The organism is Dyadobacter sp. 22481 (assembly GCF_052044875.1).
Classification (GTDB): domain Bacteria; phylum Bacteroidota; class Bacteroidia; order Cytophagales; family Spirosomataceae; genus Dyadobacter; species Dyadobacter endophyticus.
The window spans coordinates 1,901,586-1,927,230 of record NZ_JBQENV010000002.1; the positions used below are offsets into that span (position 1 = coordinate 1,901,586).

The following is a 25,645-nucleotide window of genomic DNA, read 5'->3' on the forward strand; positions in this document are numbered from 1 at the left end:
CATTTATGCAAAAGTAATAATTATCATTTTGGTTGATTTAATAAAGGAGCGGCTTTTTGCAATGACTGATTTCCGACCAGCGATTTCATCTGAATAATTGCAACCCGGTTGAGCGCTATCACCCGCTCTGTGGCCAGCTTGCCCTGGCCAATCAGCATGGCATTAATGCTTTCCAGGTTGGAGAGCACAACGAGCTGTTCCAGCGTCGCCGAATCGCGCAGATTACCTCGCGCCGGATTGATTTTAGCCCAATCTCGCGCAGTGATACCGAATAATGCCAGATTCAGAATATCAGCTTCCTCCGCATAAATCTTGCTTATTGCAATAGGATCAAGCTCTTTGGGGATCAGATTCTCTTTGACGGCATCTGTGTGAATGGTGTAATTGATTTTCGCAAGGCTCCGCCGCAAGTTCCAGTCGAGCTCCAGTCGTTTGTTTTCCTCTTCTTTAAGTCGTTGAAATTCTTTAATCAGGTAAAGCTTGAAGGATGCTGAGATCCAGGACGCAAATTCGAAGGCAATGTCCCGGTGTGCGAATGTACCGCCGTTGTATCGACCCGGCTTAGAGACCAGCCCTATCGAATTGGTCTTCTCGATCCACTGTTTGGCGCTCAAAACAAATCCGTTAGCCCCAGCCGTATTTTTAATGTTACCGAATTCAGTAACATTAAAATCGGGATTGTACAGCTGCTCCCATAACCCGATGAACTCGACGGTAAACCTGGTACTGAGCCAGTGCGAGATCACAAGCCCCGTCGCCGCATTTTTCTGTCGTGCGATGTCCGTCAGGGAAATAAAATCCCCGTTCTCCTTGCCCAGCACGCTAATCTCCTGATCACTAACAATAAGTCTTTGATTTTTCATTTTGAAGAATGTTTTGTGTTAACATTCCTCTTGGTACGTACTCTTCTTAAAAAGGTAACAGCTTGTAGTAGTATTAAATCCTCATTAAACTTCCTTTTTTCGAGACTTTTGCCGCTTGCATTTTCCTCAGGAATTGTAACTTAGCCCCACTTTAAACTATCAATCACATAAATACAGTCAACTATGAAAAACCTGAAAGCTTGGATGTTGCTGGCGTTGATGGCGGTGGCGACGCCGATTTTTGCGCAAACCACAGCAGAAAAACAGAAGACAGAAGCGAAACTGAAAAAGGATGGTACGCCCGACAAACGTTATAAGGAAAACAAACACCTCAAAAAAGACGGTACGCCCGACAAACGTTATAAAACAAGCAAAGCAGATACCACCAAGGCAGCGAAGAAAAAGTAACAAGCTGAGAACATAAGCCCGAATATTTTTTGGGGAAAATTTAGGGTAAGCGCCCGGCCGGTTGTCAATTCATTGTACAACCCGAGTCGGGCGCTTATTTTTTTACATAAACCAGTCGATGCAATGAATGCAGCCTTCGCGGATGACCACGTAACGGTTTTGAGCAGGGACAGGGAATCGGAGTTCGAGAAAGTTTTCAAAAAGCATTTCAAAGGACTGCACGCCTATGCCTGCACCATTTTGAAGGACGATATCATGGCCGAGGAGATGGTCCAGAATGTGTTTTGCAGGTTGTGGGAGAAAACAGACCATATCGATATCCGCGAGTCGGTCAGCGGATACCTCTACCGGTCGGTATACCACGAAAGTTTGAATTATCTCAAACACCTGAAAGTGCGTGAGGCCCACCGCGATTATACGATGCATCAGGAGCAGCAGACTGCCAGCGCCTCCCATGCCCTCGAACTGTCGGAGCTCGAAACGCGCCTGGACGTTGCATTGCGGGAGCTGCCGGAGAAATGCCGGACGATTTTCCAGATGAGCCGGTTCGAAGAATTGAAATACCAGGAAATCGCAGACCGACTTCAAATGCCCGTCAAAACGGTCGAGAACCAAATGGGCAAAGCATTGCGGCTATTACGGGGCAAACTGGCCGATTTTCTTCCGGCTTCCTTTTTACTTTTTTTCCTCAGCTGATCAGTCATGAAAACAGAACACAACCCGAACATAGATGAATTGCTGGTGAAGTCGATGCTCGACGAGGCCAGCGTTGCGGAGCAGATCGAGATCAAACAATGGCTGCTCGACGATGATGATAACCAGCGGTATTTCGAGCATTTCGAACTCATCTGGACGGAGAGCAAACGCCTCGCGCGCAGGAGTACCGTGGACGAAAACGCAGCTTGGGAACGGTTCAAAGCGCGTACGGCCAAACAGCGGGAAAAAGAGGTAATACCGATGTACCCCAAACCGGTATTCCGGATCCTGCGGATGGTGGCGATGGTGCTCATGACAGCCGGCGTAGGCTGGCTGAGCTATCTCCTCGCGACGCGTAGTTCTTCCCATGAAATGCTGACGATCAGTTCCGGGATGCAGACGCTCACCGACACGCTGCCGGATGGTTCGATCGTAACCCTTAACCGAAAATCGAGCATCAGCTATCCGCAGGAATTTGCAGGAACAACTCGCCCGGTAACACTTACAGGAGAAGCATTTTTTGACGTAAAACCTGATAAATCGAAGCCGTTTCTGATTTCAGTCAATGATGTGACGGTGAAAGTGGTGGGTACTTCTTTTAATGTGAAGGATAATGCCGAGAAAACGGAGGTGATCGTGGAGACGGGCGTTGTCGAGGTTTCGAGGGACACGCAGCGGGTACGCATTACACCCCGCGAGGAAGCGACGATCGTGAAGGCTAATGCTGAGATGCGCAAAGGTATTACCGCGGACCAATTCCATAATTACTACCGTACCCGCAGGCTGTTTTGCGACGGTACGCCCCTCTGGCGACTGGTTGAAATCCTGAATGAAGCCTACGATGCGGACATCGTGATCGGCAACCAGCGATTGAAGAACCTGCCGATCAATACTACTTTTGACCAGCATTCACTTGAAAGTATCCTCGGTGTCGTCAGCGAAACCCTTTCACTCAAAGTTGAACACCATGGCGACCAGATCATTTTGAAATAGCCTTATCTTTCGGGATGAATCAGAATTCTATATTACGAAGTATTTTACGGCTGGCTGTGATATTGGTAGTGGTCCCGAGCGGATGTTTTGCGCAGCAAATTTTGAATAAACCGGTTGATATCTCTGTAAAGGGGCAGCCGGTTTCTGCTGTTTTGAAATCCATAAGCGAGCAAGGGAAATTCTATTTTTCCTACAATAGTAACCTGATCGCGGGCGACAGCCTTGTTACATTAAATGCCGCCCGGGAACCTGTACGGCAAGTGCTCGACCAACTTTTTCAAAACAGATTTCAGTACAAGGAAAAAGGCGATTACCTGATCATCCTGCCGGTGCCCAGGGAAAAATCCTTTCATATCAGCGGGCTCATTCTGGACGATGAAACCGGGAAGCCGGTCGATTACGCGAGCGTCTACTCGCGGCAACTGCTTGTGTCGACGCTTTCGGAAGATGACGGCGGTTTCAGGCTGCGTATTAAAGAACGGTCCTTTCCCATTTATCTGACCGTCAGTAAGGTAGGTTACGGCGATACGACCATGGTCATCAACAGCACCGACGAATCGGCGCGGACAATGCGTATCCAGCAAAAGGCCGTGGACCTCGACCCGCTTATCGTTCGTTATTCCGAAGGCGAATCTACCTGGCTGGGGCGCCTTTTCCTTTCTCAGCGCCTCCGCGCGCAGAGCCGTAATATCGGCCAGTTTTTTGTCGCATTGCCCTACCAGGCATCGCTTACGCCCGGGCTGGGCACGCACGGGCGTATGAGTGCGCAGGTGGTCAACAAGTTTTCGCTAAATGTCGCGGGTGGCTATACGGCGGGGGTAAATGGGGTCGAGATTGCGGGTGGATTTAATATTTCAAAAGAGAACGTGCGCTATGTGCAGCTTGCGGGAGCATTCAATGTGGTATCGGGGCATGTCAATGGTGTGCAGATAGCCGGTTTTAGCAATAATGTGCTGGATTCGCTGAATGGCGTGCAAATCTCCGGTTTTAGCGGGATGGTGCGAAAACGCGTCGACGGTGTGCAGATAAGCGGTTTTTTGAGCAGGGCCGGAGGCGGGATTGCAGGAGCACAGGTTTCAGGGACTATCAGCCTGATCCGCAACGGAGGCCACGGCGCGCAGATATCCGGTGGCTACAACCAGGTACGCGGTATTTTTGAGGGAGTACAAATTGCCGGTGCAGCCAACAACGCGCGCGATTCGGTCCGTGCGACGCAGATTTCCGGCGGGCTCAACATGGCCAGGAATATCAGGGGAGTGCAGCTTGCGCCATTCAATTATGCCAAAATAATGCGGGGCGTACAAATAGGCATTGTCAATATCGCCGACAGCTCTTCCGGCGCAAGTATCGGCCTTGTCAATATCGTCAGGAAAAGTACTTCCAATATTTCGGTGTATGCGACCGACGTGGCGCCGTTTAATGTGGCCTGGAAAATGGGGACGCACCGTTTTTACAGCCTGCTGATGGCCGGTACGGGTTTGAACGGCGATAAAAAAATACGAACCTTCGGTGCCGGTTTCGGTCGTGAGTTTTTTCCTTTCAAAAAGGCAGGTTTCTTCGTAGAGATACTCAATCAGAATCTTTATCTGGGGAATTGGGAGACCATGCCGTCGTTGTACCGCTTACAGATTGCTGCTACTTACAAGTTCAATAAACATTTCATGCTTTTCGGCGGGCCTTCCTACTCGATTTATGACCATGACGGTGTTGAAACCGGAAGAGGTTACAAGCAATTTCCACCATCGGGCTACCCAAAAATCGATCTGGGTAGCAACAAAGTTTCGTCCTGGATCGGCTTTCAGGCGGGCATCAGCTGGCGATACGGAAAATTGTAATTTAAATCAAAAGCCCTGAACCTCGCGGCCAGGGCTTTTAGATTCTTCAGGACGCATTATTTAATCTATCCCCACACCTGCACTGACGTAGCCTGTGATAACAGTGGCGATATCAAGTCCTGCTGTGACGCTGGCTGAAAATACGAGCAATAGCCTCGTGCCTGCTGCAACGGGAAATGGAGCAAGGGCGGTTGTGCCTGACGATACCGTGCCGACACTAATAACACCGGTTGCGGCGGGGGCCATGTCCACGGTAGCACCAGGAACGGCGACGAAGGTGTTAGTGCCTGGGAGAGCCTGATACAACTGTCCCCGGATGGTAACGGTCGATCCGATCAGGACTACCGCGGCAGTACTGCTGAAAGTGCCGGAAATGGAGGAAACGGTACCTGCGCGGGGAACTGTAAAGGCCATGTTGATAAGCGACGTTCCATCTATGAATCCACCCAATGCCGTTACACCCGTCGCGGAAGACCCGAAGCCGAGTACTGTGCCTGTATTGAGCAGGCCTCCCAATACTGTCGTCATTACAGCAGGAGCGCCGGAGGCATAAGGGATAATTGCACCTCCGCCAGACGAGGCTGCGGATTTCAAAGGCTGCCAGATAACCCCGTCAAAATAATAGAAGCCTGGTGCTGCTCCGTCTGTTTGATACACTAATAGACCCGTGGCTGGGGTTGGGATAAGTATACGGAAGGCTTCGGGCATTCTCGGAATCAATAAACCTTTGAGCGGGGCTTGAATTTCAAGTTGTGCGCTGGGATGAGGACTGATGGTTCCAATACCTACCTGTGCTTGAACAGTGAATGCAAACAGGGCCAGGAGGCAACTTAGCAGGCCTCTTTTGATGTTTTGGAAAGAGATAGGAACTAAATATATGTTTTTCATAAGGATGCGAGGTTTACTGTTTAATGATTTTTACAACCTGAACTTTACCGTCCGCCGTTTCAACCTTCACGAAATAGGTACCGGCCGGATAGTTTTTCATGCTGAACTCCTGCCCGGGCTTAGGCTTTGATAGTTCGAGGAACGAACGGCCCGCCAGATCGGTCACTTTCACGCTCGCGAGCGCTTCTTTGGAACCAATACGAAGTTTGTCCACCACAGGATTGGGATAAGCACTGATCAGCCCGGAAGAACCCAGCCGGATGGACTCGATTTTGCTGAAAGCAAAGCTGCCGTCAGCATCCACCATTTTCAGCCGGTAATACTGCGTTCCGTACCGCTCCGTGACATCCGGGAAGGAGTAATCTTTCTGCTGCGAGCTCTCGTTCGCCGCGTTAACAATACCCAATGCATTCCATTTTCGTAAATCTTCGCTTTGCTGGACTTCGAAATGATCGCTGTTTTTTTCCTCCGAAGTTTGCCAGTAAAGCACTGTCGCATTCTCCACACGTTTTACCTTGAAGTCGACCAGGTTTACCGGTAATGCACCTTCCTGCGCGGCGGTGAGTGATGTAAAATTGGTGAGCGGCAGGGTGTTGGAAATGTAGTGCTGAATTACGTTGACGGTGCTTCCGGTGGTCGAAACGAAATTTGCATTGCCGTGGTTGACCTGCAATGTGCTCTCGGTGTTACCATTGAGCTCCGAAGCCCGGTAGAAGAAGCCTGCCACGCCTGTGAAATTAACAGGTGTGGTAAGGTTGTAAACTCTCGCGATGCTGGGCGGGGCTCCGGGAATGGGTGTCGGCGTGATCGTGAGTGTTTGCGACACAAGCGAAAAGTCGACGCTCGGGTTTAGCGTAAGGCTGTCGATAAAGACCTGAGTATTCTGTCCAATAAAGAAACCATCGACTCCTACTGTAAACTGAGCTTGTGCGGCCAGAGTTGGAAGTAATGCCAACTGACAAAAAAGCAGATAACGTTTAGTCATAGAGATTGGGGTTGAGTGTGAGAAATGTGACAATTTGGCTAAATGTATATAAATATTTAAAGAGTTACGGGTATTTCATTAAAATTATTTCTATAAATCTGTCTAGATGGCGAATGTAGTTTGTAGAGGTATGTTGATATGTCGAAACGGCGCTATGGGTGTTTATTTTTTTGACAAAAAATTAGGGTAAGCAGCATTCTGGTTGTCGGTTAGATGCATACGGATTGAACCGGTCGAATTGAAGGCCTGCAGGGAAGCCGGGAGCGTGTGCAATTCAACTTCCAATTCTTTTAAATGCATTACCCATGAAAAATTTGCGCTTTATTCCATCCAGACTAGCCATCCTCAGCATACTGTTGTTACTAGCCCTTTCGTTCCGTTCTGTCGCCCAGCGGGGTGCCGCCCAGCAGGGTGCCGCCCAGCAGGATGCCGCCCAGCAGGGTGCAATTGGGCGCGATACAGCTCCGGCGCATATTGGTTTTATCTACCCGATAAGTTCTAATGGTAAACAGGCCGCTTCAATTACCAACCGGTTTTCCCTTCATGTAATTGCCGGACTTTCAAAGGGAGAGACGGGCGTTGCTCTGGCGGGCGTCGCCAACGTAGTAAAGGAAAATGCCCACGGTGTACAGATGGCCGGCGTAGCGAATGTAATCGGCAACGATGCCGGTGGGGCGCAGCTGGCTGGGCTGGCCAACGTAACAGGCAACAACGCGGACGGTGTGCAACTGGCGGGCTTTGCGAATATTGTAGGGCATGAGGCCAAAGGCGCGCAGGTGGCAGGATTTATGAACCTGGCCGAAAACGCAGGTGCCGCCCAGCTTGCCGGATTTACCAACATTGCCCGTAAAAACGTGAAAGGAGCCCAGGTGGCCGGGTTTCTGAACAAAGCCGGCGATGTAAATGTCCAGATCGGCGGTTTTGCCAACGTAGCGAAAAAGGTGAGGGGAGTCCAGCTCGCAGGGCTCATCAACATTGCCGATAGCAGCGATTACCCGATCGCAATCTTCAACTTTATCAAAAACGGGGAAAAATCGGTTGCCGTCACGATCGACGAAACGATGACCGGCATTGTTTCCTTCCGCTCGGGAGGGCGTGTGCTTTACGGGATCGCAGGCATAGGATACAATTTCAGGAACAATGCCAAAGCGATGTACGCTGCCGAAGGGGGCCTGGGCGCACACATCCGGTTGGGCGGTCCCTTACGTATTAACCTGGAAGCCATAAGCCATACGCTTACCGACTTTGACGGAGGGCATTACAACAAGAATTCACTACGCATCCTGCCTGCATTGAAGTTAGGTAACGGCTTCGAAGCATTCGCAGGACCGACGCTCAATTATGTATCCTACGAGCGCGAGAATGACTATGATTTTATCAAAAAGTATATCTGGAAAAACAACAGTTCCAAAGATTTTCAGGGGCTTTTCGTAGGGGTTAACGCAGGCGTGCAGTTCTTGTTCTGATGCGAGCGCTGCGGTTCAGGCTGGCCCTATGGGGCTGGCGTTCCCTTTCGGACCTGATTTTCCTGGTACTGTTCAAACTATGGCCCTATCGCCGCCATATGGTGCTGCTGAATATGGCCCGCTGCTTCCCGACACGCTCCGAAAAGGAGATCCGCCAAATGGTCACAGCCTATTTTCGCCACCTGGCCGACCTGATCGTCGAGCCGTTCATAATCAGCGGAATAGCACGGGGGAGCCTCGGGAAACTGGTCAACTTCGAGAACACCGCATTGATCGACCGGCTTTTGCAAGAAAATAAACACATTGTACTCATGGCGTCGCATTACGGAAGCTGGGAATACCTGCTTTCGCTTCCCCTTCAAACCGAGAGCCAGATACTGGCCGCTTATTCACCGGTATCGAATAGATGGTTGAATAGCTGGTTGTTGAAATTGAGAGGCCGTTTCGGAGTAGTACTGATCCCCAAATCGGAATGGTACCGCCGGACATTGGGCTGGAATACCGATTCTTCGGCCATTTTCGTCACTATTGCCGATCAACGGCCCCCGGAGTCGGGCAAATATTATCTCAATTTTATGAACCGGAAAACCTTCGTGCAGTCGGGTGCGGCGCGCATTGCCGTCCAGCGAAATTGTCCGGTCGTGTACCTCGATGTGACCAAAAAGGAACGGAACTCATACGATTTTAGATTCCGGCTCATTACCTCACAGGCGCGGGAGCTCGGCGAAGCGGGGATTATGGAACATTATTATAAGGCCCTGGAAAACACGATAGAACGGCAGCCGGAGCTCTGGCTGTGGTCGCATAACCGCTGGAAGTTCCACTCGCGGGACGGCCAAAAGCCGGTCAACGCCCTGAAATTGTTGTAATATTCAGCAAAGGGTAGGTCTTTTCCCCAAACCGCGATCTTTAAATGGTTTTTGTAAAGAATTGAAGATGAGTGTTTTGGGTAAGGTTGGTTTTGCCGGGAACCATAATTTTACGGCGGCGCGGTCAAACCAATTATTTACTAAAACAAAGCATTATGAGAAAATTAGCATTCATGGGTGTGTTTGTGATCGCCGGGATGGTGGCTGCATGTAATGACGACGACGAGACAGCAGACCCAACTCCCGTATTGCCCGAACTGAAAGTGTCCACAACGCTTTCCGGTGCAAACGAAGTACCCGCTAATCCATCAACAGCTACTGGTTCAGTAGATGGTACATTAGACCAGGAGTCGAGGATTTTGAGTCTCAACATCGTTTACAGCGACTCGGCGGCGTCAGATTCGGCGTCGACAGACTCTTTGTTCTTACCAACGGGCTGGCACATCCACAAGGGGTCGCCCGATTCGACAGGTGCAGTGGTAATCGACTTCGGCACCGATTTCAAAACACCCTTCGCATTTAAAGACACCCTTACCGAGGCACAAGTGGCCGATCTGAAGGCAGGTTTGTATTATGTAAACATTCATACAGCCAAGTATCCGACCGGTGAGATCAGAGGACAGTTGAAAGCTGAGGAATAACCTACTGATTTGGCACTTACGAAGTGCAAAAAACAAGAGCGGCTCCGCGAGGATGCCGCTCTTGTTTTTTATATAAGAAGCAGTGATGGCCGTTTAAAACAGGTCTTTGGCTTTTTCCAGCGCAGTATCCAGTCCGCTTGCATCGGAACCGCCCGCTGTGGCAAAGAAAGGCTGCCCGCCACCGCCGCCGCGGATATCTTTCGCCAGGTCTTTCACGATCTTGCCGGCATTCAGTCCGGTTTCCTGAACGATATTCTCGGCAATGAACACCGAAAGTTGTGGCTTACCGCCGATTTCAGCGCCAAATACGGCGATCAGGTTCTCGACCTGGTCGCGAAGCTCGTAGGAGAGCTGTTTCAAAGAATCGGCACTCGGCACGTCCACTTTCTGCACGATCAGATTGAATGTGCTGTGGGTTTCCATATTCTCCACTAATGTCGTTTTCAATGCCTGGATCTTCTCGTTTTCGAGTGCTGCAATCTTCTTCTGCAATGCCGAACGTTCTTCGATCAGGCCTTCAACGGCTTTGATCAGGTCGGTCGGGCTTTTGAGCAGGTCTTTAATTTTATTTAAAGTCTCTTCCTGGAGGCGCATCAGTTCGAGGGCTTTTTCACCCGTCACAGCTTCAACACGACGAACGCCGGCTGACACCGAGCCTTCGGAAATAAACTTGAACACGCCAATCTCCCCCGTCGAAGGTACGTGCGTACCCCCGCAAAGCTCAAAAGAGAATTGAGGATCGAAGATAATCAGACGGACAAAATCACCATATTTCTCACCAAATGTAGCCGTAGCACCTGCATCCAGCGCCTGCTGAATGGGTACGTTTCTTCTTTCGTCGAGTGCGATATTTTCGCGGATCTTTTCGTTCACGCGGTCTTCGATCTTCCGCAGCTCCTCGTCGGTCACTTTCGAGAAATGGGCAAAGTCGAAACGCAGTACTTCGTCGTTCAGAAAAGAACCTTTCTGGCTCACGTGCGTGCCCAGCACCTCGCGCATAGACGAGAGCATCAGGTGCGTAGCCGTGTGGTTCGATTTGATTTTATTGCGCCGGTCGATATCAATTTTGGCAGTAATAATGCCCGCTCCGGACAATGCCTCGTCCAAATCCTTATCACGGGAAACATGTATAAAAAGGTCATTTTCCTTCTTAGTATCTACAATCGCAATCCTCCTTCCTCCTTCCTCCTTTTTCTCCCCATTTAAAAGAAGTTCGCCAGTGTCCCCGACTTGTCCACCCATTTCGGCATAGAAAGGCGTACGGTCGAGTACGATGTGGTATTCTTCGCCGGTCTTGGTTTTCACCTTGCGGTATTTGACGATGTGGCTGTGTGTTTCTTCAAAATCATAGCCCAGGAATTCAACGCCGTCGTACTCGCGAAGCTCGATCCAGTCGGTAGCCTCTTTGGCAGCGTCCTGGCGCGAGCGTTTTTTCTGCTCGGCCAATGCATCCTGGTAACCGGTTTCATCGATCTGGAAGTTTTTCTCGCGGGCGATCAGCGCGGTAAGGTCCACCGGGAAACCAAAAGTGTCGCTCAGTTCGAATACCTCATCTCCAGGGATGGTATTGATACCTTTCTCTTTTAAGCCGGAAGTAATGCTGTCCAATCTTTTCAAACCTGATTCGAGTGTGCGGAGGAAGCTCTTTTCTTCTTCCAGGATCACGCGGGTCACAAATTCTTCCTGATCTCTCAGTTCGGTAAACACATCCTTGAACTGCTCGGCCAATACCGGCACCAGCTTGTGGAAGAATGGCTCCTGAAAGCCCAGGTAGGAATATCCGTAACGCACAGCGCGGCGGAGAATGCGACGGATCACATAGCCGGCCTTTACGTTCGAAGGCAGCTGACCATCGGTGATCGCGAACGAAACCGCGCGGATGTGGTCGGAGATCACACGCATGGCGATGTCGGCGAACGGCTCGTCGTTCTGTCCGTATTTTTTGCCCGAAAGCGTTTCCAGCACCTGAATTGTGTTTTGGAAAACGTCGGTGTCGTAGTTCGATGTTTTTTGCTGGATAGCCATGCAAAGCCGCTCGAAACCCATTCCGGTATCGACGTGCGTCGATGGGAGCGGGATCAGTGAACCATCGGCCTTGCGCTCGAACTGCATGAATACCAGGTTCCATATTTCCACCACTTGCGGGTGGTCGTTGTTCACGAGCGATTTACCCGAAACTGCTGCCACTTCCGCAGGTGTGCGGAGGTCGACGTGTATTTCGGAACAAGGGCCACAAGGGCCTGTATCGCCCATTTCCCAGAAGTTGTCTTTTTTGTTTCCGAGGATAATGCGGTCTTCGCCAACGATGCCCTTCCATAGATCCCACGCCTCCTGGTCGAACGGCACACCATCGGCCTCATTTCCTTCAAATACCGACACATACAGTCTGTCTTTCGGCAGTTTGTAAACGTCTGTCAGCAACTCCCAAGCCCAGGCGATCGCCTCTTTTTTGAAGTAATCACCAAACGACCAGTTGCCGAGCATTTCGAACATCGTGTGGTGATAGGTATCAAAACCCACATCTTCCAGGTCGTTGTGCTTTCCTGAAACGCGCAGACATTTCTGGGTATCCGCGATCCGGCGCGATGGCGGCGTGCCGTTCCCGAGGAAAAAGTCCTTGAACTGCGCCATCCCCGAGTTGTTGAACATCAGCGTGGGGTCGTTCTTGGCTACCAGCGGGGCCGAGGGTACTATTAAATGTTCTTTGCTGCGGAAAAAATCAAGAAAAGCCTGACGTATTTGATGCGAGGTCATTGTGTCTGTTTTGGTACTTATATCATCATGAAATTTGCCGCAAAGGTACACAGTTGCTTTGAAATTAAGTTACTACGCCTGTGCATATTCCAAATTTCGGGATACCCCATAGTACAGGATGGCTATTTTTGAAATAATTCCTTCGATGCCGGCAAAGTGAGTATAAACCCGCAAACGCCTCCTTTTTTACACATAAAGCTTAACAAACATATAATACCGGAGATGGTCAGAATCCCGGTTTAAATGTGAAGAGCCCTAAAATTCAATCTACTAATATCGATGAAACCGTTTTCAGAGTTATCGGCTGAGGAGTTGGCAATGGAAAACCTCTTCATAAGATGGGTCCGGTTTCCTGATGATCCGCCTATCCGCTCTTTTTGGGAAAACTGGATCCTTAAATATCCCGCTCGGAAGGACACCGTCGCCAAAGCGCGTGAACTGGTGCTGATCGCCTCTGACTGGAAGCCCGACAACCTTTCCAGCCAGGAAGTGAACTCTATCTGGGGCCGCATTATGAGCTCGCTGGATATAATGGGCGACCGCGATTCGAGAAAAAATGCCCTGGATCAGCCGGCTAGCAGACTTTCGGCAGGCAATATCGTCCTGATCCTGATGTCGGTTACATTTCTGCTATTTATCTTTTACTTTATATTGGGCAACCATTGAGCCCACTGCCCCGCCGCTGATTTTATTATTTCGTGAAAAATGTTGACTTTTTAAGGGTGATCGGCATATTCTGCGTCACCTAAAAATCATTGTGCGGTGACATACTGCCAATGGCTTTTCCCGGACCGAAATTAGCCAATCTCAGCGAACATGGAAGCTATTGACCTGACGAACAACCAGAAACCGCAAGGGACAGGACCGGCCGTGCCTGGGTCGGCCTCACCACTCTGGAACATGCTGCGAGCGGGAAGCGGCGAAGCTTTTGAACAGATATTCCGGCATTACTATCCCTCGCTGCTCAATTACGGCCTGCGCTTCAATAAGGATCAGGAGGAGGTTAAGGACTGCATTCAGATCCTTTTCATGAATATCTGGGAGCGAAAAGCATTCCTGGGCAGTTCAGATTCCATCCGGAATTACCTGCTCGCTTCGCTCCGCAGGCTGGTCCTTAAAAGGGCGAAGGCAAGCCTGTTAACGATCGCATTGGATGACGACGATTCGCTGTTCCATGTCGAACTATCCACGGAAACGAAGATGATCCATGATCAGACGCTGAAAGAAAATGTGATTTCGCTTCAAAGAGCCATTCAAAATCTCCCCGCCCGCCAGAAAGAGGCATTGTATCTCAGATTCTACAACGATCAGTCGTTTGGCGAGATCGCCCTGATCATGAATATCTCTACACGGGCCGTTTATAAGCTTATTTACAAAGCGTTGGACGCACTCAATGAAGACCTCGCGCCGCAAGGAAAGGATGTGCCCTTCGTACTCGGTGTTTACCTGTCGCTCTTGGCCTCCGGTGGGACGATGGTAGAGGGTGTAGAAGTTATTAATGATTTGATCCGGGGCTGATTAGAAGGTATTTGAAATAAATGTAAAAATTTTTATAAAAAAATTAACTGGTCGAGGGTCACTTGGTATTTGTTCTGGCTTTATCAAAGTAAAGAATAAATATTATCCTATTGGAAGCGCATAAATACGACCGGTTCGGCTACAAGGATTTCGTCCTCGACGACGATTTCCGTGCGTGGCTCAACGGCACCGCCCCCGAAAATGATCATTTGTGGGAAAAATGGCTCCTCGCCAACCCGTCCCACCGCCCCGAAATCGAAAAAGCCCGGAAGATCGTCTATGCCCTGCATTTCCAGGGGAGACCGGTGCCCAGCTATGACATCGAACAACAATGGAAACGGTTGGAATCGTCCATTGCTGCGCCTGACGTCAGGAGCCCTTCCGTTGACCAGCCCCGGCGCATTGCGCTTCGTAGGGTGTTCAGGTTGTTGGCCGCAGCCTGTGTACTCGTGGGCGCTTTTTTCCTGGTAAATCGCTACCTGGCCTATCACCATGCCCCGGCTTCGGCTTTTGTACCGGTGGAGCACAAGGCGGTGAACGGGCAGCAGCGGAAACTCGTGCTCCCTGACGGCACCCGCGTAACGCTCAATGCCGGGTCGTCGATTTCTTATCCCGAAGAATTTGAAGAAAAAATCCGGAAAGTAAGCCTGTCCGGCGAGGCGTTTTTCGACGTAACCAGAAACGAAAAAGCCCCGTTCGTGATCACTACCGGTGAAGTGGTGACGAAGGTACTGGGCACCTCGTTCAACATCCGCGCCTATCCCGAAAACAAGGCGGTACAAGTGGCGGTGGTGGAGGGGAAAGTAAAGGTGAACGCCAAAATAGGCTCGGAAGACCAGAATGCCTGTGTTTTCCTGAGCAAAAGCGAAATGGCAACCTTTCAGAAGGAGGCCGGCGAGCTCATTGTGAGTATCTACGACGAAAAGGAGCAGATTGGCTGGAAGGACGGTATGCTTTACTTCCAGAAGTCGGATTTTCATTCAACCATCCTCAAACTGGAACGCTGGTATGGTGTGAAGTTTGAGGTCGCGCCGGGCGTACGCATGGATACCGACTGGCGGTTCAGCGGCAAGTTCCAGGACAAGCCGCTGGATTATATTCTCGGCGTAATGAGCTACCCCAACCGGTTTTCATACAAAGTCAACAACAGCATTGTAAACCTTCAATAACCAAAGCAGCCTATGCAGTCTGACACCAGCTAAAAAAGAACCGGTAACCATCGCTGATTACCGGTCCGTGTGACTTTCCCGTGCTAAGAGTTGGCGCTCAATCAGGTAACGGAGAAAGCCACGTGTAATGAACGTGAAATTCAAAACGATCAAAAATATGCAATATAAACTACTACGACAAATTGTAGCGATGTCTAGGTATGCGCTTATCGGGACGGTTTTGCAATGCATTTTTGCTGGTTTGCTATCGGCTTCCGACGGCAAAGCCCAGGAACAGAGCATTGAGAAAATCTACATTTCCATCGATCTGCACAACGTGCCGCTGGAAGATGCCTTTGTGGTGATCAACGACAAAACCAATTTTAATTTCCAGTACGATCACAAACTCGTGCGGGATAAGACCGTGGACCTCAGCTTCCCGCAAGCAAGCGTGGGAAAATTGCTCAGGCACATTTCGCGGGAAACAAGCCTCAGTTTCAGCAGAGTCAACGAAACCATTTACGTTTCCAATGCCAAAAAGCATGCTGTCACCGAGGTACTGAACGGCACTTCGGTATTTAAGGCATCGGCTACCGGCAAACCGGAAGCATTCACCGGATCGGCGGAGGCCTATCATGCCCGGCGCCTGCGCGAGGTAATGGAAAATGCGATCGCTTCGCTTACGGTGACGGTAACCGGGGTGATCAAAGATGAAAACGGCAATGGCCTGCCGGGGGTGAACGTAGTCGAGAAAGGAACACTTAACGGGCTCTCGACCGATACCGATGGTAAATACAAAATTACGGTTACCAATAATGCTTCGGTACTGGTATTCAGTTATATAGGATATATTTCTCAGGAAATACAAGTGGCAGGCCGCCGGTCATTGGACGTAAAGCTGATACCCGAAAACAAAGCGTTGGAAGAGGTAGTGGTGGTAGGCTACGGCACCCAGCGGAAGGAGAGCGTAGTCGGCGCCATTTCGCAGGTCGACAATAAGGCGCTCATGCGCTCGGGTACGTCCAACGTCACCAATGCGCTCGCGGGCAAGCTCTCGGGCGTGCTCACAATGCAGCAAAGCGGCGAGCCGGGCAGCGATCATTCGGAGATCGTCATACGCGGGCTTTCGAGTTGGAACGGTTCGCAGCCGCTGGTAATGGTCGACGGCGTGGAGCGCGATTTCCGCGATATGGACCCGAATGAAATCGCGACGATATCGGTATTGAAAGATGCATCTGCCACAGCGGTTTTTGGCGCAAAAGGAGCGAATGGGGTGATTATTGTCACGACCAAACGCGGCACGATCGGCAAACCAAAGCTTGACTTCACGGCCTCCTACGGTCTGGCGAAGGCCACGCGCATTCCGGACCACATTAGCTCCTACCAAACGATGTCGATGTACAACCAGGCACTGATGAATGGCCAGCAGTTTACCGACCTTATCCCGCAATACGCGCTGAATGAATACAGGAGCCCGTCCACGCCGCTGAACAGTCTGCGTTACCCGGATGTAAACTGGTTCGATCTGATGACCAAACCGTTCGCTTCCAATGCCAATGCTAATTTCAACGTATCGGGCGGGACGAATTTCATCAAGTATTTTACGTCGCTAGGCTATTCCTACCAGGGCGATTTTTTCAAAGCTTACCACGAAGGCTACGACGACACCCGCTATTGGTACAACCGGTTCAACTACCGTACCAATATCGATTTTAACCTTACCCGCTCTACGACGTTGTCGTTGAACGTAGGCGGCGAGACCGGTATCAAAAACCAGCCCAGCGGCAGTCCCTGGCGCAATCTTTATTCGACGGGGCCGTCGCGCTACCCGGCCTATTTCCCGGCCTGGGTGCTCGCACAGGTGCCAGATCCCGATTATCCCAACGCCCAGGGCGACCGCCTGGCGATGAACTTCGGTGAGTTTACAGGTAACCCTTACACCTCCATGAACCAGGGTTCCTTCGATCGTTATCTGGATTCGAAGCTCTTTACCGACCTGATCCTCGATCAGAAACTGGATTTTGTAACGCAGGGATTGGCCATGAAAGGAAAGGTTTCGCTGAGTACTTATTATAAAAACCAGTCGCTGACGGGCCGGTACACGTTTCCTGAATATCAGTTGAATTATGATAAAATAGGAACCGAGGAAAATCCGTGGTTCAGGGCAGGGCAGGGGAATGAGGTATTCGAGCAAGCGCCGTTGGATATCAACGTCGGTGCACTGGAAGGGGGCTATTATAAAGACTTATATTATGAATTGTCGGCGAGCTATAACCGTTCGTTCGGAAAACACAACATCTCCGGGCTGGTGCTGGTGAACCGCCAGCAACGCGACAGGGAAGTCAGTTTTCCCTATTTCAACCAGGGGTTGGTGAGCCGGGGTACTTACGATTATTCGGGGAAATATCTGCTTGAAGTGAATGTAGGATACACGGGTTCGGAACGGTTCGCGCCCGGCAAAAGGTATGGCTTCTTTCCGTCGGGGGCCATTGGCTGGGTCGTATCGGAGGAGAAATTTTTTAAAGACCGCCTTCCCTGGATCAGCAAGTTGAAACTGCGGTACTCGGATGGCAAGGTGGGAAGCGATATCGCTACGAACCGGTGGCTGTACCTGAGCGACTATTTTAAAGATAATTCCGGATATATTCACGAGGATCTCGGCCCGAACCTCGTGTCACAGTGGGAAGAAGCACGGAAACGGGACTTTGGTATTGAACTCGGCTTTTGGAATGACACTTTCACATTCGGCGTCGATCTTTTCGACGAAAACCGTAAGAAAATGCTCCTCGACCCGCGAAGCGTGACGATGGTTGTAGGTAATTCATTTAAGGAGCTCAACCTTGGCCGCCTTAAAAAGCATGGTATCGAGCTGGAAGCGGAGTATCGCAACAACACTGCGTCGGGTCTCAACTATTTTGTAAAAGGGCTGTTCGGGTTCAATGAAAACCGTATTCTTTTCAAAGATGACCTGCCTTACGCTTCCGATTATCAGAAATCGGCCGGCAAGCCGTTGGGCGCACAGCTGAGCGGAGTGGAATTGACGGGGAGTGGATATTACACCTCGGTAGACGACATTCATAACAATGTCGCGGCCATCGACCTGCAAAAGTTGAATGTAGGCGATTACAAATTCCTGGACTTCAACGGTGACGGAAAGGTGACCAACCTCGACAAATATCCGATTCCCGGCTCGGATTATCCGCCCATTACCTATTCATTTTCAGCCGGTTTCTCCTGGAAAAAGTTCGATTTCAACCTCATGTTCCAGGGCAATATGGGCAAATATGTGGAATTCAACCAGCCTTATGAAGTGGAATTCATCAAGGGTGACTGGCGGGTCCATGCATCGCAGCTCGACTACTGGACACCGACCAATCCGGGTGCGAACCATGCCACTTTGCATTACTCCGGCGGCGGCAGTACCGACAATCTTTTCTGGGGCGGAGGCGAGGCCGACAGAGGGTTTGATATTATGATCGAAAACCGGTTCTGGCGCAAGTCCAATTATTTGAGATTGAGGGAAGTATATGCGTCGTATACATTCAATTCCAAATTTCTGCGGCGTGTGATCGGCACCTCCAACCTGGTGTTCTTCGTGACCGGCAATAACCTCTGGACCTTTACAAAACTCATTGAGGGCGACCCGGAAAGGAAAGATTTCAACCAGGGATTCTATCCCCAAATGACCAGTGTAAAGTTTGCCATCAGGGCTGCATTCTAACCCAAACCAACAGACGATGAAAAGATTAATTACGATACTCTGTGTACCGGTGCTGTTCATTTTGCTTTTGGCTTCGTGCGTGGAAGATTATCTCGACAAGGCGCCGGAGTCGGGGCTGACGGATGCGGATGTTTTTTCGAAATACGAGAACTTCAAAAATTTTTTCGATGGCATTTACGAAGGGAACAAGCTGGACGGTACCAACTGGCGCCCTTACAATATTAAAACGGGCTATTCGCTCTACTTCGATTTCTGGGACCAGAAATATACGATGGAGTCGCTCACGGATATGAGCGATATGGGGCGGGTGATGGATGCACAGGTGATTAAAAGTGGTCAGATTTCGGCCATTATTAATAAAATGACCTATGATCCGGCCCGTCGACCTATTTTGGGTGCCATGTTTTCTATCATTCGGAAATGTAATATGACCCTGAAAAACATCGGGATGCTCAAAGATGCCAGTCCGGTGGATATCAACGATTTCAAAGGACAGGCGCATTTCATCCGTGCTTTCGCGCATTTCGAACTGTTCAGGCTGTGGGGCCCCATGCCTTATATCAACAAAGTGCTTGGCCAGGGCGATGAATGGGACATTCCAAGGCTTTCGAAGCGCGAAACGCTGATCCGGATCGCTATGGATATGGACTCCGCCGCCGCCTATTTCGACAAGGCCGACCTCATGCGCCGTGACCCCGGGCCGGGTGTGACAGGGCACCTCAATAACCCCGAGCAAAAGCGCCCTACCGGCGTTGCTGCGAAGGCGTTCAAGGCGCGGGCATTGTTGTATGCTGCCAGCCCGCTAAACAACGAGCAAGGTAATACCGACTGGGAAGCGGCCGCAAAAGCCAATTGGGAAGCCATTCAGATTGCTGAAAAATATGGCTACGATTTACTTTCACTGGCCGACTACAAGAAGAATTACATCGGTACAACCTATTCGAATGAACAACTCTGGGCCTGGTATGCGGGCACAAAGGTCTATAACAACGGCGATCTGAATGGTCAGATGAATGGCGTTTTCGGTGGGGGTAAAACAGGCTGGTCGGGTGAATGTCCCACGCAGAATACCGTGGACAAATTTGAAACCAAATGGGGCGAACCTTTAAATACACCTGCCGATCGCCAGGCCGCTGCTGCGGCAGGCCATTACAGTGAGCAAGATCCTTACAAAGACCGTGACCCGCGCTTTTATATTGATATTATTTACAACAGCGCACCGGTGCCGGGTTACGGCAATGCCAAAATTTACTACGAAACCAAAGACGGCGTCGCCACGTACGGGCAGCTTCTAGACCAGTCGTATGCGGGTATTACGCGCACCGGCTACTATGAACGTAAAACCTGGGGTGAGCAGAGTGTCAATAACAAAACCTCCCCCCAATACACCGATCCACTGATCCGGCTGGGGGAACTGTACCTGAACTACGCCGAGGCCGCCAACGAAGCATATGGCCCGAACGGTATGGCTCCGGGCGCGTCCATGACTGCCTTGCAGGCGCTCAACCGCATACGTACGCGTGCGGGCATGCCCAATGTGATGCAGGCGTACGCGGGCTCGAAGGACAAGCTCCGCGAACGAATCAAGAATGAGCGCACCATCGAGTTGTGCTTCGAGGGCGGGCATTATTACCACGATATCCGCCGCTGGAAAGATGCCCCGAAAGTAATGGGCGGCACGCTTTACCGTATGGATGTAGAAAAAGTGCCGGTGAGCACCGCCTACCCGACGGGCTTCAAGTATACGCGCATGCCACTCTCGGCCGATCGCCAGACACGCTGGAAAGAAGCCATGTACTATCTGCCGTTCAATACCGAGGATATGTACAAAATGAAAAATTTCGTCCCTAACGAAGTCTGGTGACCGTAACGCTCAAACGAATGATGAACAAAATTATCCATTATATAGGGCAGGCGATTATCGGAGTGATAATGCTGTGCCTGCTGTGGGGCGGTGACACACTGGCCCAGGACAAACCGGCCACAAAGCCGAAGCCGGTGAATGTGAGCCTGAAAGTGACCGACGAAAACGGCAACCCGATCCCCAACGCCTCGGTGATTGTAGGTGAGGGGCAGATCCACGCAGAAACCAATGCAACCGGTGATTTCGATTTTGAAGCGCTACCGGGAGACTTCGTGACGGTTTCGTCGTATGGTTACAGTAAATCGGTATCGCTGGTGGGCGATATCGTAACCAATAGCGTGGTAGAACTGAAAAAAGCGAAGCTCTTTGCCACGTCCGACGATGCCGTTCCCTTGCCGTTTATGAGTTTGCCAAAGCGACTGGCGACCGGCAGCTATGTGACTTTGAAAACCGCCGATCTTGAAAAATATCCCACCAACGACCTCCGTAATGCATTTGCCGGGCTCGTCAACGGTCTGGAAGTAGTGGAACATGATGGTTCCCCGGGCCTTACCGCAGAAGAGGAACTGGGAAATTTCAGAATAACCGAAAAGATCGGTATAGCCACACGCGGGCGCAATCCTATCTTTATTATCGACGATATTCCGACCGACATCACGGAAATGCCGATGGACCCGCAGGAAATCGAGTCGGTGACGATCATTAAAGATATTGTGGGTAAAGCGATGCTCGGGCCGAGAGGAGCAGATGGCATTATTTACATTAAAACAAAAAGAGGGAAGGTCCACGAACGGGTAATGAGCGTGAATGCCGAGCAAGGCGTAAGCGTGGTCGACAGGTTCCCGGGCTGGGCGTCGGGCGGGGAATATGCCCAGCTCAATAACGTCGCGCGAACGAACAGCGCCCTGTCGCCCCTTTACAACGAAAACGACATTGCCGAATACGGAAAGAACGACCCGTATAATCTCTATCGCCCGAGCGTGGATTTCCGGCGGATGATGCTGAAAAATTCCAAACCTTTCACACGGGTAAACCTGTCGTCGACGGGCGGGAACGAAACGGTGCAATACAATGCCTACCTGGGCTACAACGGGGAAGGGGACATTTACAATATTGGGGCGAAATCGGATTACAACCGGGTTAATGTGCGGTCGAACATCGATATCAGGATCAACCCGCTCATTAAAGTGAAGTTCGACTTTTTCGGTGGGCTTACCTTGCGCCGGTCGCCAAACTATGGTTACAATTCCAACTTCTCCAGTGACGATGGTAACACAAACACCGCATTGGATCTCGTGGAATTCAGTAGCGTTATCAACGACATTACCAATACACCGCCGATTGCATTTCCGGTGTATGCGGCTTTCGGCGACAATGCGGTGGCACCATGGTACGGGGTAAGTTCCAATTACAAGACCAATCCGATCGGTAACCTCATGCACAATGGCTATTACACCGAAACGGGGCGGACGGGCGCTTCCAATCTGACTTTTGACTACGACCTGAAAGAGCTGGTACCGGGGCTGAAATCGACCACCTATGCAGGGTTTAACCTTTTCAATAGCCTGCGGATCGGTAAGGCCGAGGATTACATTGCCTACATTGCGACCCCGGGGAAAACCGATGGGGGCCAGGACACGATCAGGCTTTCCAAAGTACACGACGGCGTGGATATGGCCGGGCAGGCGAAGCTGCATGATTACTATTCGCAGCGATTCGTGATCTATGAAAGCCTCAGCTACGAAAAAAGCTGGAATGCCCACAGCATCCAGGCGGGCCTTACTTATTATATAGGCAAATCGTCACGGAACGGGATCGAAGAGCCACAGCGGCAGCAGAATGCGGTTTTTAACGGCGTGTATTCGCTAAAAGACCGCTATGTGTTCCAGGGCGTGCTCAACTATGCGGGTACTTACAGTTTCGACAAAGGCAAGCGCTATGCGCTCTTTCCGGCCGGCGGGTTTAGCTGGGTGATTTCAGAAGAAGGTTTTTTCTCTGGATTGAAGGGAATTGATTACCTGAAAATCAGGGCCGAAGCGGGTATGCTGGGCTATGAGAGCTTCCTTCCGCCTTTCTATTACCTCGATCGCTGGGCCGTGAATTCGACGGGTTCGGCATTCGGCCCGTATTCGACCGGACAATGGTTTGGCAGTAATACCGACAACTCGGTTTACCGCACCACGCCCGGGCGCATCGGTAATCCGGACCTGACCTGGGAGAAACGCAAGGAATTCAATATCGGGATCGACGGATTGTTCCTCAAACGCAGGTTGTCCGTTGAGATAAACTATTTCAATAACCTGCGCGACGGCATCGTCTCGCAGCTGGCGAACACGCTGCCGTTGGTAATAGGCGTGTCGACTGCACGTCCATGGTATAACTATAACAAAATCAGGTATGTGGGGGTTGAGACTGCATTGCAATTTACCGAGCGTTTGGGCGATGTCCGATTTTCTATCGGCGGTAATGCCACCGTGCAGACCAGCAAAATCCTCAAATGGGACGAATCCAATTACCGCTTTGGTTACCAATCCCGCGTTGGAAGGCCCACGGATGCTTTCTGGGGACAGACCTACCTCGGCAAATTTGCTACGGATGCCGAAACCGGTGTCGTCCCGCAGGTATACGACGATGAGCTGAAAGCCGGCGACCTCAAATACCTGGACCGGAACGGCGACGGCATCGTCGACGACAACGACCAGAGCCAGATCGGGTACGGGTCTCCGCGTTTGATTTACGCATTGAACCTGAAACTCGCATTCCGCAACCTCGAACTGACCGCCATCGGAAACGGCCGTGCATTTTACCAGATACCTTTCACCAACAAGTATTTCTGGAATGGCTGGGGTGATAACAATTATTCTGATTTCGTGAAGGAAAACGTCGGAGGGCAATATCCGCGGCTGACCTACTACAAAGTAAACAACAATTTCGTGGCGTCGGATTTCTGGCTCCGCGATGGTGGGTTTTTCAAGATTCAGAATGTGGAGCTGGCTTATAATGTGCCGGTGCGTGTGGGTAACATCATCGCCGCGCGCGGTATCCGTGTGTATGTGCGCGGGGCCAACGTGCTCACTTTCTCGAAGATCAAAAACGTCGATCCCGAGTCGGTCAATTCGGGGATTACCAGCTATCCGCTGTTCCGTACTTTTTCCGGAGGGGTTAAACTGACATTTTAAAGCCAGAGCTATGCATTTGAAATCATTTTATATCAAAAACATCCTGTCGCTGGCGCTTGCCGCATTTGCATTGGCCTCCTGCGTCGATTACCTCGAACCTTACCCGAACGGTAACAGGACCACCGACGACATCTGGAAATACCAGGACATGGTGCAGGGCCTCGTGGGGCAATGCTACGACGTGATGCCCCGTAATTACAACGACAACGAGGGTGTGTACCTCGACGGCGCTACCGACGACGTGGTCATTACCAGCACTACGCACGCATTGACGCGCCTTGCCCTGGGCTCATTGCCTACCAGCCAGGACCCTTTCCGTACCTATTGGGACCGAAACTACCGGTCGATATACCTCGTAAACCTGTTTTTGAAAGACCGCCGCGGTTACAACACCCGTTTCCTGGTGGATAAACACCTGGATAGTCTGGTCAAAAACCGTTTGCAGGGCGAAGCTTATGCGCTGCGGGCGTGGTTCCAATGGGATTTGCTGCAAAAATTCGGCGGAATGGCCGGCGGACAGCTGCTTGGCTTTCCGATCGTGCTGGACCCACTCGATGTGAAAGCGGAAACAAATCTCAAACGGAACACCTACGACGAATGCGTGAAACAGATCGTCGCCGATTGTGACTCGGCTTATAAATACCTGCCTGTCGCGCACCGCGATTTTCTCGTCAAGAACGTCAACGATCGGGCATATGCCGGCGGTCGGTACTGGGGACGCATGGATGGCATCACCACCAGGGCAATCAAAGCATTGGTATACCTCACCTGGGCCAGCCCGCGCTTCAATCCATCGAACGATGTGAGCCGCTGGGACCTCGCCGCACAGAATGCGAAGGAGGTGATCGATTTTAAAATGAAGACCGATGCCGTTACCAATGGTTTCAATGTGAAGAAGGCCGTCAACTGGTTCGATCCCAACTTTCCGGGCATTGTCTGGTCCTCGCGCTACAACAATGCGAACGACGCGATGGAGCGGATGTTCTATCCGGGCGGCTTTCAGGGAACCGGCTCGGTAGGGGCTACGCAGGACCTGGTGGATGCGTTCCCTATGAAGAATGGTTATCCTATTACCGACCCGCGCAGCAAGTACGACCCGGCCAACCCCTATGCCGACCGCGATCCTCGCTTTTATGCGACGATCTTCCATAATAATGCGAAGGCCATGAAAATCAACAGCGACAAGACGATGTATACCTTCGAAAACTGGCAGAATGCAAAGGATGCCGCCGGGCCCGCGGTGAACAGCCGTACCAATTATCACATCAAGAAAATGGTGTTTATGGGACTCAACTGGTCGGACAACTCCATTAACCGTCAGCCGCACTCGAAATTCTTTATACGATGGGAGCAAATGCTGCTTACGTTCGCGGAGGCTGCCAACCAGGTGGAGGGCCCCGATGGAGGTAAATATGGTATGTCGGCCAAAGATGCGATGGAATATCTTCGTAAAAAGGAAAATACGGACGGCGGAAAAGGCTTTGACACAGACCCATATTTCACCGAGGTGGCCGGCAAGGGAAAGGCAGCTTTTAACGAATTTATCAAAAATGAAAGAAGGCTCGAAATGTGCTTCGAAGGCCAGCGCTTCTTCGATCTGCGACGCTGGACTACCAACCTCACCGACCTGAACAAGCCGGTAAGAATGGCGAAAATTACCCGTAATGCAGATGGTAGTTTTCAATACGAGCTCGACAAAGTAGTGGAATCGCGGTCGTACGCCTCGCCATTTCTGCCGATTCCCTACGACGAAATGCTGAGAATGTCTAATCTGGTACAGAACGATGGCTGGGAAACCTGGAAATAAACATGAATGC

Annotated in this window: 18 protein-coding genes; 14 read left to right on the forward strand and 4 right to left on the reverse strand. The window is 50.8% G+C overall.

From position 1 onward, the window contains the following. Positions 1–23 precede the first annotated feature (23 nt). The gene (locus ACTJJJ_RS18085) at positions 24–863 is read right to left on the reverse strand and encodes a KilA-N domain-containing protein (protein ID WP_440702585.1); all 840 of its coding nucleotides are present in this window, start codon (positions 861–863) and stop codon (positions 24–26) included. Positions 864–1,046: 183 nt separating this feature from the next. On the opposite strand from ACTJJJ_RS18085, the gene ACTJJJ_RS18090 reads away from it, so the two are divergent. From ACTJJJ_RS18090 to ACTJJJ_RS18105, 4 genes are all read left to right on the forward strand, one after another. Continuing rightward, positions 1,047–1,271, forward strand: a complete 225-nt coding sequence (locus ACTJJJ_RS18090) for a hypothetical protein (protein ID WP_188932676.1) — start codon at positions 1,047–1,049, stop codon at positions 1,269–1,271. 123 nt (positions 1,272–1,394) lie between these two features. Beyond that, the gene (locus ACTJJJ_RS18095; protein WP_440702586.1) at positions 1,395–1,967 is read left to right on the forward strand and encodes an RNA polymerase sigma-70 factor; all 573 of its coding nucleotides are present in this window, start codon (positions 1,395–1,397) and stop codon (positions 1,965–1,967) included. Between the two features lie 6 nt (positions 1,968–1,973). After that, entirely contained in the window at positions 1,974–2,960 is a 987-nt protein-coding gene (locus ACTJJJ_RS18100) for a FecR family protein (protein ID WP_440702587.1), read from the forward strand. Positions 2,961–3,061: 101 nt separating this feature from the next. After that, complete coding sequence (locus tag ACTJJJ_RS18105) at positions 3,062–4,795, forward strand: STN and carboxypeptidase regulatory-like domain-containing protein (protein WP_229222221.1); 1,734 nt, start codon at positions 3,062–3,064, stop codon at positions 4,793–4,795. Between the two features lie 60 nt (positions 4,796–4,855). Here the strand turns inward: ACTJJJ_RS18105 and ACTJJJ_RS18110 are convergent, their stop codons facing one another. Further along, complete coding sequence (locus ACTJJJ_RS18110) at positions 4,856–5,683, reverse strand: exosporium glycoprotein BclB-related protein (RefSeq protein ID WP_440702588.1); 828 nt, start codon at positions 5,681–5,683, stop codon at positions 4,856–4,858. 13 nt (positions 5,684–5,696) lie between these two features. Beyond that, complete coding sequence (locus ACTJJJ_RS18115; RefSeq protein ID WP_440702589.1) at positions 5,697–6,668, reverse strand: T9SS type A sorting domain-containing protein; 972 nt, start codon at positions 6,666–6,668, stop codon at positions 5,697–5,699. Between the two features lie 305 nt (positions 6,669–6,973). Between ACTJJJ_RS18115 and ACTJJJ_RS18120 the strand changes: the two genes are divergently transcribed. The 3 genes from ACTJJJ_RS18120 (at position 6,974) to ACTJJJ_RS18130 (ending at position 9,644) form a co-directional block, all read left to right on the forward strand. After that, positions 6,974–8,134 carry a hypothetical protein gene (locus ACTJJJ_RS18120; protein WP_440702590.1) on the forward strand — a complete coding sequence of 387 codons (1,161 nt, stop codon included), beginning with the start codon at positions 6,974–6,976 and terminating at the stop codon, positions 8,132–8,134. Beyond that, positions 8,134–9,003: a lysophospholipid acyltransferase family protein gene (locus tag ACTJJJ_RS18125; protein ID WP_426293584.1), complete on the forward strand. Its 870-nt coding sequence runs from the start codon at positions 8,134–8,136 to the stop codon at positions 9,001–9,003. The genes ACTJJJ_RS18120 and ACTJJJ_RS18125 overlap by 1 nt, the downstream gene beginning before the upstream one ends. A gap of 155 nt (positions 9,004–9,158) precedes the next feature. Beyond that, complete coding sequence (locus ACTJJJ_RS18130; RefSeq protein ID WP_188932666.1) at positions 9,159–9,644, forward strand: CHRD domain-containing protein; 486 nt, start codon at positions 9,159–9,161, stop codon at positions 9,642–9,644. 93 nt (positions 9,645–9,737) lie between these two features. On the opposite strand, the gene alaS is transcribed toward ACTJJJ_RS18130, so the two are convergent. Continuing rightward, positions 9,738–12,398 carry an alanine--tRNA ligase gene (gene alaS, locus ACTJJJ_RS18135; RefSeq protein WP_440702591.1) on the reverse strand — a complete coding sequence of 887 codons (2,661 nt, stop codon included), beginning with the start codon at positions 12,396–12,398 and terminating at the stop codon, positions 9,738–9,740. Positions 12,399–12,677: 279 nt separating this feature from the next. On the opposite strand from alaS, the gene ACTJJJ_RS18140 reads away from it, so the two are divergent. The 7 genes from ACTJJJ_RS18140 to ACTJJJ_RS18170 all read left to right on the forward strand — a co-directional run bounded on the left by ACTJJJ_RS18140 (position 12,678) and on the right by ACTJJJ_RS18170 (position 25,635). Beyond that, on the forward strand, positions 12,678–13,064 hold the full coding sequence (locus tag ACTJJJ_RS18140; protein ID WP_188932662.1) for a hypothetical protein: 387 nt from the start codon (positions 12,678–12,680) through the stop codon (positions 13,062–13,064). A gap of 150 nt (positions 13,065–13,214) precedes the next feature. Continuing rightward, on the forward strand, positions 13,215–13,916 hold the full coding sequence (locus ACTJJJ_RS18145) for an RNA polymerase sigma factor (protein WP_440702592.1): 702 nt from the start codon (positions 13,215–13,217) through the stop codon (positions 13,914–13,916). Positions 13,917–14,026: 110 nt separating this feature from the next. After that, on the forward strand, positions 14,027–15,085 hold the full coding sequence (locus ACTJJJ_RS18150; RefSeq protein WP_440702593.1) for a FecR family protein: 1,059 nt from the start codon (positions 14,027–14,029) through the stop codon (positions 15,083–15,085). Positions 15,086–15,242: 157 nt separating this feature from the next. Next, the gene (locus ACTJJJ_RS18155) at positions 15,243–18,785 is read left to right on the forward strand and encodes a SusC/RagA family TonB-linked outer membrane protein (protein WP_440702594.1); all 3,543 of its coding nucleotides are present in this window, start codon (positions 15,243–15,245) and stop codon (positions 18,783–18,785) included. Between the two features lie 16 nt (positions 18,786–18,801). Beyond that, complete coding sequence (locus ACTJJJ_RS18160; RefSeq protein ID WP_188932656.1) at positions 18,802–20,649, forward strand: RagB/SusD family nutrient uptake outer membrane protein; 1,848 nt, start codon at positions 18,802–18,804, stop codon at positions 20,647–20,649. A gap of 17 nt (positions 20,650–20,666) precedes the next feature. Further along, the gene (locus ACTJJJ_RS18165; RefSeq protein WP_440702595.1) at positions 20,667–23,828 is read left to right on the forward strand and encodes a SusC/RagA family TonB-linked outer membrane protein; all 3,162 of its coding nucleotides are present in this window, start codon (positions 20,667–20,669) and stop codon (positions 23,826–23,828) included. 10 nt (positions 23,829–23,838) lie between these two features. Then, positions 23,839–25,635, forward strand: coding sequence for a RagB/SusD family nutrient uptake outer membrane protein (locus ACTJJJ_RS18170; protein ID WP_440702596.1), 1,797 nt, complete (start codon positions 23,839–23,841; stop codon positions 25,633–25,635). Positions 25,636–25,645: the final 10 nt, after the last annotated feature.